General features: G+C 61.8%; 13 protein-coding genes. 11 read left to right on the top strand and 2 right to left on the bottom strand.

What is annotated here, in order from left to right; genetic code table 11:
- The first annotated feature begins 104 nt into the window (after positions 1–104).
- The 11 genes from infB (at position 105) to gyrA (ending at position 13,962) form a co-directional block, all read left to right on the top strand.
- Positions 105–2,948 carry a translation initiation factor IF-2 gene (gene infB / locus GSQ75_RS12860; protein ID WP_158755763.1) on the top strand — a complete coding sequence of 948 codons (2,844 nt, stop codon included), beginning with the start codon at positions 105–107 and terminating at the stop codon, positions 2,946–2,948.
- A gap of 91 nt (positions 2,949–3,039) precedes the next feature.
- On the top strand, positions 3,040–3,438 hold the full coding sequence (gene rbfA, locus GSQ75_RS12855) for a 30S ribosome-binding factor RbfA (protein ID WP_158755279.1): 399 nt from the start codon (positions 3,040–3,042) through the stop codon (positions 3,436–3,438).
- A 290-nt stretch (positions 3,439–3,728) separates the two neighbouring features.
- A complete protein-coding gene (truB, locus tag GSQ75_RS12850; RefSeq protein ID WP_158755278.1) occupies positions 3,729–4,721 on the top strand; it encodes a tRNA pseudouridine(55) synthase TruB in 993 nt (330 codons plus the stop codon).
- Between the two features lie 102 nt (positions 4,722–4,823).
- Entirely contained in the window at positions 4,824–5,093 is a 270-nt protein-coding gene (gene rpsO, locus GSQ75_RS12845; RefSeq protein ID WP_077518183.1) for a 30S ribosomal protein S15, read from the top strand.
- A gap of 25 nt (positions 5,094–5,118) precedes the next feature.
- Entirely contained in the window at positions 5,119–7,233 is a 2,115-nt protein-coding gene (gene pnp, locus GSQ75_RS12840; RefSeq protein WP_158755277.1) for a polyribonucleotide nucleotidyltransferase, read from the top strand.
- Positions 7,234–7,355: 122 nt separating this feature from the next.
- Complete coding sequence (locus GSQ75_RS12835) at positions 7,356–8,435, top strand: poly(R)-hydroxyalkanoic acid synthase subunit PhaE (protein ID WP_158755276.1); 1,080 nt, start codon at positions 7,356–7,358, stop codon at positions 8,433–8,435.
- Positions 8,436–8,447: 12 nt separating this feature from the next.
- Positions 8,448–9,515 (top strand): class III poly(R)-hydroxyalkanoic acid synthase subunit PhaC, encoded by a 1,068-nt coding sequence (gene phaC / locus GSQ75_RS12830; protein WP_158755275.1) that lies wholly within the window; start codon positions 8,448–8,450, stop codon positions 9,513–9,515.
- A gap of 25 nt (positions 9,516–9,540) precedes the next feature.
- Complete coding sequence (locus GSQ75_RS12825) at positions 9,541–9,726, top strand: PspC domain-containing protein (RefSeq protein WP_158755274.1); 186 nt, start codon at positions 9,541–9,543, stop codon at positions 9,724–9,726.
- Positions 9,727–9,787: 61 nt separating this feature from the next.
- Positions 9,788–10,801 (top strand): S-methyl-5-thioribose-1-phosphate isomerase, encoded by a 1,014-nt coding sequence (mtnA, locus tag GSQ75_RS12820; RefSeq protein ID WP_158755273.1) that lies wholly within the window; start codon positions 9,788–9,790, stop codon positions 10,799–10,801.
- Positions 10,795–11,208: a GtrA family protein gene (locus GSQ75_RS12815; protein ID WP_158755272.1), complete on the top strand. Its 414-nt coding sequence runs from the start codon at positions 10,795–10,797 to the stop codon at positions 11,206–11,208. Before mtnA ends, GSQ75_RS12815 begins: the two co-directional genes overlap by 7 nt.
- 138 nt (positions 11,209–11,346) lie before the next feature.
- Positions 11,347–13,962 carry a DNA gyrase subunit A gene (gene gyrA, locus GSQ75_RS12810; RefSeq protein ID WP_158755271.1) on the top strand — a complete coding sequence of 872 codons (2,616 nt, stop codon included), beginning with the start codon at positions 11,347–11,349 and terminating at the stop codon, positions 13,960–13,962.
- 106 nt (positions 13,963–14,068) lie between these two features.
- On the opposite strand, the gene GSQ75_RS12805 is transcribed toward gyrA, so the two are convergent.
- On the bottom strand, positions 14,069–14,791 hold the full coding sequence (locus tag GSQ75_RS12805; protein WP_158755270.1) for a hypothetical protein: 723 nt from the start codon (positions 14,789–14,791) through the stop codon (positions 14,069–14,071).
- 19 nt (positions 14,792–14,810) lie between these two features.
- Positions 14,811–15,173, bottom strand: coding sequence for a hypothetical protein (locus GSQ75_RS12800; RefSeq protein WP_158755269.1), 363 nt, complete (start codon positions 15,171–15,173; stop codon positions 14,811–14,813).

Here is a 15,173-nt window from a genome sequence, read left to right as displayed (position 1 = left end):
CGGAGCCTTTCAGCAAGGATGGAGGTGGCGGCATGGATAATGTCGCACTGACGATAAGGGCCGAACAGGGGCCCAAGCGCGGGAACGGCGGAGCAAAGAACACGATGTCGGACGTCACGATCAAACAACTCGCCCAGGTGCTGGGCATGCCGGTCGACAAGCTGCTCACGCAGCTTGGCGAGGCGGGCATGAAATTCTCCGATCAGGAACAGGTCATCAGCAGCACCGAAAAGGTGAAGCTGCTGGGGTTCCTGCGCCGTACGCATGGGAAGACCGAAACTGCCGTTGAGGTCGATGACAGCGCACCGCGCCAGATCACCCTCAAACGACGCACGGTCGGCGAACTCAAAGTGGCCACCCCAGGTGGCCGCGGTGCAGCCGGCACGGCCAAGACGGTCAATGTCGAAGTCCGCGCCAAGCGTACCTACGTCAAGCGCAGCACGATTGCCGAGGAAGCGGGCGTCGATGGCGAGCGCGAGGATGCTGTGCGCAAGCTGCAGGAATCGCAGCTGCAGCGTGAACAGGAAGAGCAGGATCGCCTCGATGCCGAGCAGCGCCGCCATGAGGACGCGCAGCAGCGCGCCCAGGACGAGCAGCAGCGGCAGGAAGAACAGAAACAGCATGAGGCCGCCAAGGCAGCGGTACCAGCAGCAGCTGAAGCAGCTGCCGCCGCAGTGGCAGCGCCGGAACCGGCCCAGCCTGCTGAAGTCGTGTCGACCGACAAGGTCGAAGATGACTCCGCCACCGTCCAGCGGATGGATCAGCGCGACCTGGGCATGATCCTGCCCCGCATCCATGAGCCACGCAAACGCGAAAAGCTGGTCAAGCCGGTGGTTGCGCCCGTCGTGGCACCCGTGGCGCCAGTGGTGGCGCCCGTGAAGCCGGCAGCTCGCGTCAGCGCAGCAGCTGGCACCCCCGCAGCGGCGCCGGCACCCGCCAGCGACGCCCGCGGCAAGCCCAAGCATGCCCGTGAGCGCAGCGAGACCACGGGAAGCAAGGAAGAACGCGATGGCGGCAAGCGTTTTGCTGGTGGCCAGATGCATCTGAGCGAGGCTGATCGGGCCCGTCGTTCTTCCAGCAGCAACAAGCGTGGCAAGCCGGGTCGCGGCAATATCCGCGAGATGTCGCGCAGTAGCAGCAATGCCCCGACGGGTCCGCATGGTTTCTCGCGTCCCACCGCACCGGTGGTGCGCGAAGTGGTGGTGGCTGAGACCAACGTCGTCGCCGAGCTGGCGCAGAAGATGGCGGTCAAGGGCTCCGAGGTGGTCAAGGCGCTGTTCAAGATGGGCGTCATGGCGACCATCAACCAGACCATCGATCACGACACTGCAGTGCTGGTGGTCGAAGAACTCGGCCATACGCCGGTAGCCGACAGCCAGAACAATGCCGAGGAAACGCTGGCGGCACATACCCAGAACGTCGAACTGGAAGGCGAGAAGGTTACGCGCCCACCGGTGGTGACGATCATGGGCCATGTCGATCACGGCAAGACCTCGTTGCTCGATTACATCCGCCGCACCAAGGTCGCTTCCGGCGAAGCCGGTGGCATCACCCAGCATATCGGTGCGTATCACGTGGAAACGTCCAAGGGCGTCATCACGTTCCTGGATACCCCGGGCCACGCCGCGTTCACCTCGATGCGTGCCCGTGGCGCGCAGTCGACCGATATCGTGATCCTGGTCGTGGCTGCCGATGACGGCGTGATGCCGCAGACGGTGGAAGCGGTGAAGCATGCGCGCGCCGCCAAGGTGCCGCTGATCGTCGCGGTGAACAAGATGGACAAGGACGGCGCCAACCCGGACAACGTCAAGCAAGGCCTGGTGCAGTACGAAGTGGTGCCGGAAGACTGGGGCGGCGACGTCCAGTTCATCCCGGTATCGGCCAAGACCGGTGCTGGCGTCGAGGATCTGCTCGATGCGATCTCGGTGCAGGCTGAGGTGATGGAGCTCAGGGCTGTGGCCGATGGTCGCGCTTCGGGCGTGGTGATCGAATCCAGCCTGGATCGTGGCCGCGGTCCGGTAGCGACCGTGCTGGTGCAGCAGGGCACCTTGAAGAAGGGCGATTTCATCGTCTGCGGTATCGAATACGGCCGCATGCGCGCGCTGATCGACGAAACCGGCAAGCAGGTACTGGAAGCCGGCCCGTCGATTCCGGTGCAGGTGCTGGGTCTGTCCGGCGTACCGGAAACCGGTGACGACTTCGTCTGCGTCGAGGACGAGCGTCTCGCCCGCGAGGTTGCGCAGGAGCGTGAGCTCAAGCGTCGCGAAACACGCATGGTCAGCAAGAGCAACCGGCTCGAGGACATCATCGCGAAGATGGGTCAGGGCGTGGAGCAGCAGACGCTCAACATCCTGGTCAAGGGCGATGTGCAGGGCTCGGTCGAGGCATTGCGCGAGTCGCTCACCCAGATCGGCAACGAACGGGTCCGGGTCAACGTGGTTTCGTCCGGCGTCGGTGGCATCAACGAATCCGATGCCACCCTGGCGGCGGCTTCGAAGGCGCTGGTCATCGGCTTCAACGTGCGCGCCGATGCGTCGGCACGCAAGGTGATCGAGACCGCTGGCCTCGACGTGCGTTACTTCTCGATCATCTATGACGTGATCGATCAGGTGACCCAGGCTGCGACTGGCCTGCTGGGCATGGAAGTGCGCGAGGACATCATCGGTACCGCGCAGGTTCGCGATGTGTTCCGCAGCTCCAAGTTCGGTGCCGTGGCCGGTTGCATGGTCATCGAAGGTTCGGTCAAGCGCAGCAAGCCGATTCGTGTGCTGCGCGACAACGTGGTGATCTTCGAAGGCGAACTGGAATCGCTGCGTCGTTTCAAGGAGCTGGTCGACGAAGTGCGCAACGGCATGGAGTGCGGCATCGCGGTCAAGCAGTACAACGACGTGAAGCCGGGCGACCAGATCGAATGCTTCGAGCGCACGGAAGTAGCGCGGACCCTTTAAGCAGATACGAGTGCACAGGAGTGAGAAAAGAGTAATGGCCATGGCTTCCTCTCGTTTCTCACTTCTCTCAACTCACAACTCAGGTTTTTTTATGCCATCCCGTGATTTCAAACGCACCGACCGCATCGGTGCCGAGTTGCGTCGCGAACTGGGCCTGCTGGTGCATGCAGCCGTGCGTGATCACGGGCTGCCGTCGGTCTCCGTGTCGGACGTGGAAATCACCCGTGACCTGGACTGGGCCACGGTATGGGTGACCGCGATGCTGCCCGAGCAGGGTTTGCCGACCGTGAAGGCCCTGAACGAGATCGGTCACGAAATCCGTCATTCGCTGGCACACAGCGGCATGCGCATGCGCCGGGTGCCGGAATTGAAGTTCAAGTATGACGACTCGGTCGACAAGGGCGAGCGCATCGAGTCCTTGCTGCGCCAGCAGGCACGTGACCTGGTGCCGCTCAAGGACGACAAATCAACCGACGACAAGCAGGATTGAACCGGAACGTTGGGTAAGAGCCTGTTCCAAGTCCCCGGATACCCCGCGTTGTCATTGAGTGGCCGCCAGGTGGTAGTGCGTGGCGCAGCGCCTGGCTGGCCGTCAGGTCAAGCCGCGCGCTGCCGCATGGCGGCCACTCAATGGCAACCCTTCGGGCTGGGTCTGTTTGCCCGCATGCCGGCGTCATCGCTCAGTCGTGGGCGGACGTCCACTCCTTCGCTCTTCCTTGGCCTGCGCGCAAACAGCTCCCAGCGCGGGGTATCCGGGGACTTGGAACAGGCTCTGCACCGATGAGTCGTCTTCGTCTGCCGCGTATCAAGCACCGTGACCTGCACGGCATCGTGCTGCTCGACAAGCCGATCGGGCTGAGTTCCAACCAGGCGCTGCAAACCGTGCGGCGTCTGCTGCGCGCGTCCAAGGGCGGCCATACAGGTGCACTCGATCCGCTGGCCACCGGCCTGTTGCCGCTGTGCTTCGGCGAGGCGACCAAACTGGCCGGCAGCCTGCTCGGCGCGCGCAAGGCTTATGTGGCCGATTGCCGGCTGGGCATCACCACCGACTCGGCCGATTGTGAAGGCGACATCGTGCAGCAGCGTGCGGTGCCACTGCTTGACGATGCGCGCATCGAAGCGGCGCTGGCCAAATTGCGTGGTCGCATCACCCAGGTGCCACCGGTGTATTCGGCAATCAAGCAGGACGGTGAGCGGCTATATGCCAAAGCGCGTCGTGGCGAAACCATCGACGTGCCGCCGCGCGAGGTGGACGTGCACCGGCTCGACCTGCTGTCGCGCGATGCTGAAACATTACAGCTGTACGTGGAGTGCGGTTCCGGCACCTATGTACGCTCACTGGCCGTGGATATCGGCGAGGATCTGGGCTGTGGCGCCCATCTGACGGCACTACGGCGCCTGTGGGTGGAACCGTTCCGCGGACCACGCATGGTGACGCTGGACGCGCTGCAGCAGGCGGCTGAACAGGGTGACGAAGCCTTGCTGGGGCACCTGTTGCCAATATCGGCGGGTTTGTCCGATCTGCCGGCCGTACAGCTCGATGAACCGCAAAGCATGGCGATTTCACGCGGGCAGCCGATCCAGTTGATTCCCTCGCCGCCGGCTGGCCGCTGCGCGGCGTATGCCAGCGATGGAGCCCTGCTGGCGCTTCTTGAACTCGATGTCGAAGGGCGTACACGCATCCTGCGCGGCTTCAACCTGCCGCCGGACGATAAATTTGTACTGATGGACCACGGCGCACTTGTTGAAACACCACGCCCATCAGTAGAATAGACAGGTTATTTCAACGCTTTCATTCATCTAGGCGAAGCTTGCGCAACGTCATCGTGGTGACGTTGCGCAAGCTTCGCATCGCCTTTTAAGGAAACGATACTCATGTCCCTCACTGCAGAACAAACCGGCAAGATCATTGCTGATTTCGGCCGCGTGCCGAACGATACCGGCTCGTCGGAAGTCCAGGTCGCCCTGTTGTCCGCCCGCATCGACCATCTCACCGGCCACTTCAAGGAACACAAGCAGGATCACCACTCCCGCCGTGGCCTGCTGAAGCTGGTCAACCAGCGCAAGCGTCTGCTCAGCTACCTGAAAGATCGCGATCTTGCGCGCTACCAGACCCTGATCGAACGCCTCGGCCTGCGCCGTTAATCCACCGGACGAGGAGTAGAACAACGTGGCAAAAGTAACCAAGTCATTCCAGTACGGTAGTCACGAAGTCACGCTGGAGACGGGCGAAATTGCCCGCCAGGCGTCCGGCGCGGTGATGGCCAGCATGGGCGGCACCGTGGTGCTGGTCACCGCCGTGGCGGCCACCAAGCAGAAGGAAGGGCAGGACTTCTTCCCGCTCACCGTCGACTACGTGGAAAAGTTCTACTCCGCCGGCCGTATCCCGGGCGGCTTTTTCAAGCGCGAAGGCCGTCCGACCGAGAAGGAGACGCTGACCTCGCGTCTGATCGATCGTCCGGTGCGCCCGCTGTTCCCGGAAGACTTCAAGAACGAAGTACAGGTCATCGCGCAGGTCGTCTCGCTGAACCCGGAAGTTGACGGCGACATCGTTGCGCTGCTCGGCGCTTCCGCGGCACTGAGTTTGGCCGGTATCCCGTTCAAGGGTCCGATCGGCGCTGCCCGCGTCGGTTACGCCAACGGCCAGTACCTGCTGAACCCGACGGCCACCGAGCTGAAGACTTCGCAGCTGGACCTGGTCGTCGCCGGTACCGCCGGTGCGGTGCTGATGGTGGAATCCGAAGCCCAGCTGCTGTCCGAGGACGTAATGCTCGGCGCAGTGATGTTCGGTCACCAGCAGATGCAGACCGCGATCCGTGCGATCGCCGAACTGGCTGCCGAAGCCGCCAAGCCGTCATGGGACTGGAAGGCACCGGCGCGCAATGAGTCGCTGGTCGCTGCGCTCAAGGGCGCCGTTGGCAGCAAGCTGGACGAAGCGTTCCAGGTGCGCGACAAGCTGCAGCGCCGCGACGCGATTTCCGCGATCAAGGCCGACGTGCTGGGTGAGCTGAAGGCGCAGGCCGAGGCGAACGGCTGGGCATCTGCCGAGCTGTCGAAGGAATTCGGCGAGCTTGAATACCACACCATGCGCGACAGCGTGCTGAAGACCAAGGTACGTATCGACGGCCGTCAGCTCGACGACGTCCGCGCGATCACCGCACGCGTCGGCGTGCTGCCGCGTACCCACGGCTCGGCACTGTTCACCCGTGGCGAGACGCAGGCCCTGGTCGTCATCACGCTGGGCACCACGCGTGACGCCCAGATCATCGATGCGCCGGGTGGCGAGTCGAAGGATCCGTTCCTGTTCCATTACAACTTCCCCCCGTTCTCGGTGGGTGAGGCTGGTCGTTTCGGTGCGCCGAAGCGTCGCGAGATCGGCCACGGCCGCCTCGCCAAGCGCGGTGTGCAGGCAGTGAAGCCGACGATCGAGGAATTCCCGTACGTGGTGCGCGTGGTCTCGGAAATCACCGAGTCCAACGGTTCCTCGTCAATGGCCTCGGTGTGCGGTTCCTCGCTGGCGATGATGGATGCGGGCATTCCGCTGAAGGCACCGGTGGCCGGTATCGCGATGGGCCTGGTCAAGGAAGGTAGCGACTTCGTCGTGCTGTCCGATATCCTGGGCGACGAGGATCACCTCGGCGACATGGACTTCAAGGTGGCCGGCAGCGCCGATGGCATCTCCGCATTGCAGATGGACATCAAGATCGACGGCATCACCGAAGAGATCATGAAGGTGGCGCTGGCCCAGGCCAAGCGTGGTCGTCTGCACATCCTCGGCGAGATGGCCAAGGCGCTCACCACCGCCCGCACGGAAATGAGCGAGTTCGCCCCGCGCCTGATCACCATCAAGATCCATCCGGACAAGATCCGTGAAGTGATCGGCAAGGGTGGCGCCACGATCCGTTCGATCACCGAAGAGACCGGCACCACGATCGACATCAGCGACGACGGCACCATCATCATCGGTTCGGTCAATCGTGAAGCAGGCGAAGCGGCGAAGAAGCGCATCGAGCAGATCACTTCTGACGTCGAGCCGGGTCGCATCTACGAAGGCAAGGTCGCCAAGCTGATGGACTTCGGTGCATTCGTCACGATCATGCCGGGCAAGGATGGTCTGGTGCACGTGTCGCAGATCTCCGATGAGCGTGTCGAGAAGGTTTCCGACAAGCTCAAGGAAGGCGACATCGTCAAGGTCAAGGTGCTCGAAGTGGACAAGCAGGGCCGCATCCGCCTGTCGATGAAGGCTGTGACTGAAGACGAGCGCGCCAACGGCGCCACCGCCTGAGTTTCGATGTAACGTGATTCCACAAGGCCCGGCTCATGCCGGGCCTTGTGCGTTTTGAAGCCGATGATTTTGTGCAACAGGCTTTTGCTAGGATGCAGGGAACATTGCACGAGGATGCACCCATGGCTGACCCGGCAAACGATTTCATCAGGGACTATCAGGCACTCGCACAACAGTCCTGGGATGCCTGGGCACGGCAGTTGCAGCAGCAACAGCCTCAGCCTGCCGTCAATCCGTTTTTCACGCCGCCGGCAGCTCCCACTTCCAGCAGCGACACACTCGAACGCACCCTGGCCGGCCTGAAGGGTTATTTCGACTGGATGCAGGGCGCAGCCGCCGGCGGTGCCGCGGCCCAGCCAACCGATTGGCGCCAGCAGCTGCAGCAGATGTTCGGCGGCGCCAGCCAGCCGTTTGCGCAGGCGTTTGGCGGTATCGATAGCGCCGGCGCAGAGGGGTTTTCCCGGCAATGGCAGTCGTGGATGCAGGCGGCGCAGCACAGTGGCTTTGGCGATCTGCCGGGCACGCATGGGCCGACACCGGCCTTCGGCCTGAACCGCGAGCAGCAGATGCAGCAGCAGGCGACGGCAGCGGCGATCATGGAATCGCTGCAGGCTTCGGCGCGCTATCAGGCCCTGATCCAGCGCGCCAACAAGCAGGGCATGGAACGCTTGCAGGACAAACTTGCGCAACATACCGATCTTGGTCGTCAGATCGATTCGCTGAAGGCGTTGTACGATCTGTGGGTGGATTCGGCCGAGGAAGCCTATGCCGAGATCGCGCTGTCGGACGAGTTTCGCGATGCCTACGGCGACATGGTCAACAAGCAGATGCACGTGCGCCAGTTGCAGCAACAGCAGACCGAACAGATGTGCCAGCAGCTGGGTGTGCCGAGCCGCAGCGAGGTGTCGAGTCTCGGTGAACGATTGCAGGCATTGCGGCGCGAGCTACGCGCGAACCAGGTGCCTTCGCCGGAAAACCATTCCGATGAGATTGCGACGTTGCGACGCGAACTGGCTGCACTCAAGCATCAGTTTGCCAGTAGCCCGACACCAGCAGCGCCCGCAGCGAAGAAGCGCGCGACTGCGAAACCGGATGCTGTGGCAGTAAAGAAGGCCATCGCCAAGGCTCCGGTTGTGGCGCCGCGCAAGACCGTCAGCAGCAAGGCTGCTCCCGCCGGTACCAACCCGCGCAAGCGTAAGTAAGGAGACCTCGTCATGCATACGCCATTGCGCATCGATCCGGCCAAGGCCCTGGGCGACATTGCCACCTTCCAGCGCAAGCTTGCCGCCGGCATGGGCCACCTGCGCAGCATGCGCGAGCCCGAATACGCGAATACGCCGCGCAAACTGGTCTATAGCGAGGACAAGCTGAAGGTATGGCACTTCGAGGGCCACAGCAGGCCCACCGCGAAGACGCCGTTGCTGATCGTCTATGCGCTGGTCAACACGGTGTGGATGACCGACCTGCAGGCCGACCGCTCGATGGTGCGCAACCTGCTGGAGCAGGGCGAGGATGTCTATCTGATCGACTGGGGTTATCCCGATGGTGCCGATCGCTGGCTGACCCTGGATGATTACATCAACGGTTATCTCGATCGTTGCGTCGATGTCGTGCGCCAGCGGCACGGACTGGATGCGATCAACCTGCTCGGCATCTGCCAGGGTGGTGCATTCTCGTTGAGCTACACCGCGCTGCATGCGGACAAGGTGAAGAACCTGATCACCATGGTCACGCCGGTGGACTTCCACACGCCGGACAACATGCTGTCGCACTGGTGCCGCAACATGGATGTGGACCTGTTTGTCGACACCATGGGCAATATCCCCGCCGGGCTGATGAACTACGTCTACCTCACGCTGAAGCCGGTGCGACTGAACCAGCAGAAGTACATCGGCATGGTCGACATCCTCGACAACCCGACCGAGCTGGAGAATTTCCTGCGCATGGAGCGCTGGATCTTCGATTCGCCTGATCAGGCAGGTGAAGCGTTCCGCCAGTTCATCAAGGATTTCTACCAGGGCAACAAACTGGTCAAAGGCACGCTGGAGATCGGCGGCAAACTGGTGGATCTGGGCAAGGTGACCCACCCGGTGCTGAACATCTTCGCCGAGCAGGATCATCTGGTGCCACCGGATGCCTCGCGTGCGATGGGCAAGCATGTTGGCACCACCGACTACACCCAGCTGGCGTTCAAGGGTGGCCACATCGGCATCTATGTGTCCGGCCGTGCGCAGCGCGAGGTACCACCGGCTATCCATCAATGGCTGAGTGCGCGAGACTGACGCCTTTCCCGCGGAGATCGTCGATATGGAGAAGCGTTTATACCGCTCACGCAATGACAGAAAACTCGCCGGTGTCTGCGGTGGGATTGCCGAATATTACGGCTGGGACCCGACCCTGGTGCGGGTTGCCTGGATCGTGCTGACCCTGCTGGGTGGGTCGGGCATCCTCATTTACCTGATCATGTGGCTGGTCATGCCTGAGGCGCCGTGAGCACTCATGCTGGGGCAAGCCCTGATCTGATTCGTTTGACTGAATAGCTAAAGACATATCCATGGATTACGACCGTTACGACCGCATCCGTGCCGTGCAATGGCAGGGTGACCATCTGCGACTGCTCGATCAGCGCCTGCTGCCGCGCGAGGAGCGCTGGATCGACTGTGCTGACGCCAATCAGATCACACAGGCGATCAGGGATTTGGCCGTGCGTGGTGCGCCGGCGATCGGGATTGCTGCCGCGTGGGGCGTGGCACTGGCAGCGAAACAGGGCGAGCCGCTCGACGAGGTGCTCGCCACATTGCGTGCAGCGCGGCCCACCGCGGTGAACCTGATGTGGGCGCTGGACCGGATGAAAAGGCGCATCGTCGCCGGCGCTGATGCGGATGCGCTGGTACGTGAGGCGCAGGCAATCCAGGACGAGGATCTGGCCGCCAATCGCAAAATGGGCGAGTTGGGCGCTGCGTTGATCCGAGCACATTCCGGCGTACTGACCCATTGCAACACCGGCTCACTGGCCACGGCCGGCTTTGGCACCGCGCTGGGCGTGATCCGTGCCGGCGTGGCCATGGGTCGGGTCGACCATGTCTATGCCGGCGAAACCCGCCCATGGCAGCAGGGTGCACGCCTCACCATGTGGGAGCTGGTGCGCGATGGCATTCCGGCGCAGCTGATTGCCGACTCCGCGGCGGCACACCTGATGAAATCCTGTGCCGTGCAATGGGTGATCGTCGGTGCGGACCGTATTGCCGCGAACGGTGATACGGCGAACAAGATCGGCACGTACCAGCTGGCGATCACCGCGAAGTATCACGGTGTGAAATTCATGGTGGTGGCGCCGTCATCGACGGTTGACATGGCCACCGGCACCGGTGAGGAAATCGAGATCGAGCTGCGCGACCCGGCCGAGTTGCTCAGCACCGGCGGCCAGCGCACGGTCGTCGAAGGTGCACAGGCATGGAACCCGGTATTCGACGTGACACCGGCCGAACTAATCGACGCGATCGTGACCGAACGCGGCGTGATCGAGCGACCGAACAGCATCGCGATGCAGGCGATGTTCGGATGGTGAAGCTGTCGCGTGAAATCACGCTGTTCGCGATCGGTGGTGTCGGCGGCCTGGTGGTCGACACGGGCATCGTGCAGTTGCTGGTGGGCTTGGCAAACTGGAATCCCTATCTGGCGCGTGTGCCTTCATTCCTGCTGGCGGCCACATTCACCTGGTGGTGGAATCGTCAATACACCTTCGCTGCGCGCCGCAGCGACCGTGCTGCACATGCCGAGTGGCTGCATTGGATAGGGCTGATGAGCTTCGGTGCGGTGATCAATTACGGGATTTATGCGTTGTTGCTGATGGGCTTTCCCGCCCTGCATCCCTGGCCAGCGGTGCCCGCCGCCGCCGGTTCGGTGGTCGCCGCGCTGGTCAATTTTTCGACAGCCCGCGGAATGCTTTTCAAGAGCCCCAAGACGCCAGCGTAAGTTGTTGATTGAGAACAACTAAATCCTGACGTTTTGATGTCATTCGTGCTACACTTCGCAGGTTGATTTCGGGTCGCTCGCGCATGCGCTGGAGGCGCGGTGCCAGCGTCCTTTTTTTGTTATCAAGGAAGCCGATTCATGGCAGAACTCGCCAAAGAAATCATTCGCGTCAACATCGAAGACGAGATGCGCCAGAGCTACCTCGATTACGCCATGAGCGTGATCGTGGGCCGCGCCCTCCCGGATGTCCGTGATGGTCTGAAACCGGTGCATCGTCGCGTGCTGTTCGCGATGAATGAACTCGGTAACGTCTGGAACAAACCGTACAAGAAGTCGGCCCGCGTGGTCGGTGACGTGATCGGTAAATACCATCCGCATGGTGATCAGTCGGTCTATGACGCGATCGTGCGCATGGCGCAGCCGTTCTCGCTGCGTTACCTGTTGGTCGATGGCCAAGGCAACTTCGGCTCGGTCGATGGCGACAACGCCGCCGCGATGCGATACACCGAGGTGCGCATGTCGCGGCTCACGCATGAGCTACTGGCCGACATCGACAAGGAAACCGTCGACTTCGGCCCGAACTATGACGAGAGCGAACACGAGCCGCTGGTCTTGCCGGCGCGCGTGCCGAACCTGCTGATCAACGGTTCGGCTGGTATCGCCGTCGGCATGGCCACCAACATCCCGCCGCACAACCTCAACGAGGTGATCGCGGCGACGATGGCGCTGATCGATGAGCCGACGCTCTCGATCGACGACCTGATGCACTACATCCCGGGGCCGGATTTCCCGACCTACGGCATCATCAACGGTTCGTCCGGCATCATCGAGGCTTACCGCACCGGCCGCGGTCGCATCCTGGTGCGCGCGCGGGCCGAGATCGAAACCGAGCCGAATGGCCGCGAGACGATCATCGTCCACGAGCTGCCGTACCAGGTGAACAAGGCGCGGCTGATCGAAAAGATCGCCGAGCTGGTCAAGGAAAAGAAGCTCGAAGGCATCAGCGAGCTGCGCGACGAGTCCGACAAGGACGGCATGCGCGTCGTCATCGAGATCCGCAAGGATGCGATGGGCGACGTAGTGCTGAACAACCTGTTCCAGCAGACTCAGCTGCAGGTGACGTTCGGCATCAACATGGTGGCGTTGCTGGATGGTCAGCCGAAGCTGCTGAACCTCAAGGACATCCTCGAGGCATTCATCCGTCACCGCCGTGAGGTAGTTACCCGCCGCACGATCTTCGAGCTGCGCAAGGCGCGTGCCCGTGCGCATATCCTCGAAGGCCTGACCGTCGCGCTGGCCAACATCGACGAGATGATCGAGCTGATCAAGACCTCGGCCTCGCCGGCCGAAGCGCGCGAGCGCATGGTCTCCCGACACTGGGAAGCCGGCATGGTGCGCGCGCTGCTTTCGGCTACCGGTGCGCATGCGTCGCGGCCGGAAGAGATGGACCCGCGCGACGGTCTGAAGGATGACGGTTACCAGTTGTCCGAAGCGCAGGCGCTGGAAATCCTGGCGATGCGCCTGCATCGCCTGACCGGGCTGGAGCAGGAAAAGCTGTCCGACGAATACCGGCAGATCCTGGAAACCATCCGCGGCCTGATCGATATCCTGGAAAATCCCGAGCGTTTGCTCGAGGTGATCCGTGGCGAACTGGAAGCGGTCAAGGCCGAGTTTGGCGATGCCCGTCGCACCGAAATTCAGCATTCGCAGGAAGATCTCAACGTCCTCGACCTGATCGCCCCGGAAGACGTGGTGGTCACGCTGTCGCACACTGGCTACATCAAGCGTCAGCCGGCCAGCACCTACCGTGCGCAGAAGCGTGGCGGCAAGGGCCGCTCGGCCTCGGCGCTGAAGGACGAGGATTTCGTCGAGCAGCTGTGGGTGGTCAACACACATGACACCTTGCTCACCTTCACCAGCACCGGTCGCGTGTACTGGCTCAAGGTCTATCAGATGCCGGACGCCGGCCCCGGTGCGCGTGGCAAGCCGATCATCAACCTATTGCCGCTGGGCGCAGGCGAGAAGGTGCAGGCGGTAGTGCCGGTACGTGAGTACCGCGACGACAGCTTCGTATTCTTCGCGACGAAACACGGCACGGTGAAGAAGACGCCGCTGACCGAGTTCGCGTTCCAGCTGCAGAAGGGCAAGATCGCGATCAAGCTCGACGAGAACGATGCGCTGGTCAATGTCGAGCTCACCGATGGCAACAGCGACATCCTGCTGTTCGCCTCGAACGGCAAGGTCAATCGCTTCGACGAGAACACCGTGCGCTCGATGGGCCGTACCGCCACCGGGGTGCGCGGCATGCGGCTGGCCGAAGGCGCACAGGTCGTTTCGCTGATCGTGGCCGCCGAAGGTGACATTCTCACAGCGACGGAACGCGGTTATGGCAAGCGCACCCAGCTAGTCGAGTTCACCAAGAAAGGCCGCGGCACCCAAGGCGTGATCGGCATCCAGTGCTCCGAGCGCAATGGCGCGCTGGTTGGCGCCGTGCAGGTCACCGAGGCACACGAGTTGATGCTGATCTCCAACCAGGGCACGCTGGTGCGTACCCGCGTGGCGGAAGTCTCGCAGCTCAGCCGCAATACCCAAGGTGTCACCCTGATCAAGCTGCCGGCTGATGAAAAACTTGTCAGCGTGATGCGGCTGGATGCGGATGAGGACAACGGCGAGGAAGGTATGGTCGCCGATATCCCGGCACCGGTTGATGGCGAAGGCTCGGACGCGATTGAGCCGACAGCCACGGAAGAATGAGCCTGATGTTGTTTTGAACGAAAAACCCCGGCGCTGCCGGGGTTTTTCTTTGAGGCCTTGGGTGTATTCCTCAATGTCTGCTTTCGGCCAGAGGCGGACATGGCTTCTACTCCGTTTCCTCAGTCTGTTTCTTCGCCTTGGGCGCCCGTGGAAGTCTCGGCTCGTTAAACATCCTCAGCGCAAGGATGAAGAAGTCACCGAGACCAACGAAATCCGATAGTGGCTTGCCATGATCTTCCCTGAATATTTTCAGGCCGTCGAGTTCGGCGCCACCACTTTTCTTGGAGGCGATCTGCAAGCCATGGGCACAGGAATCCCGGATAACCATGGCCATCTGCGCCAGTTCGTGGTTACGTCGACGCGCCCGCTGCTGGTGTTGTTCGAAAAACTCCACAAAGCCGGCCGCCACTGTAAGCCACATCCAGCGGCGAATACCTATTGCCCACCCGTCGTTCTTTCCTGACTCTTTGCGCCACACAAGACTCACTTGTATCCACGGAGGATCTCCCGCGGGCTGTTCCTTAACGTGCTTGACCATGCCATATGCAGGAAGTTGAACCGTGAGGTCGTGCGCCTTGCAAGCTAGGCTGAGGTAGCCGTCAGTGGGGATCGGTTGGTTTTCGATCGCGAAGACTGCGATTGCCATCGCGTTGATCGACAGGCCCATGTGCCAAATGAACTGATACGCAGGGTGAGTCGGATACACCTCGTAGGACTCCATGCCTACCATGCTGTATTCGCGCGTGAACTCGTCCGCCTTCTGCTCTAGATTCAACGGCATGCCACCTCCCGCTTTGGGTCGAAAGCCGACAGTTTCGTCATTGATCAAGCTTAATGCCGACCCGTTTTCAAGTCCCGTTCGGAGAGGCATAGCGAGTCAGCTTCACAAGAACATCGGCTGGCAACCTAGCGTTGATTTGCTCACCTAGTGATGTCAGCACAGCTAGTCTGAGATACGGTTTGCAGCCGAAACGACTTGGAACGAGAACTTCCTCTGCGAATGCCTTGAGCCATTTATCCCAACCATCTGGTGCGACCCAAAACGTTGCGTACTCAGAGGATTCGACTTTACAAGGCAATGGCCAGCCATCAGTCATGTTCTGCGACTTAGTTACGCGAGAGAAGAATCTGCCGACCTTCCAGCCAACTGCTGTCAAGAACACCGGTCGCTGCCCGTGGTTGGCGACTTGAATTTTCAGGGCAGGCAACAT

The organism is Dyella sp. S184, assembly GCF_009766065.1.
Taxonomy (GTDB): domain Bacteria; phylum Pseudomonadota; class Gammaproteobacteria; order Xanthomonadales; family Rhodanobacteraceae; genus Rhodanobacter.
Note: the sequence above shows the minus strand (reverse complement) of the source record. Positions and strands in the feature narration are given on the sequence as shown.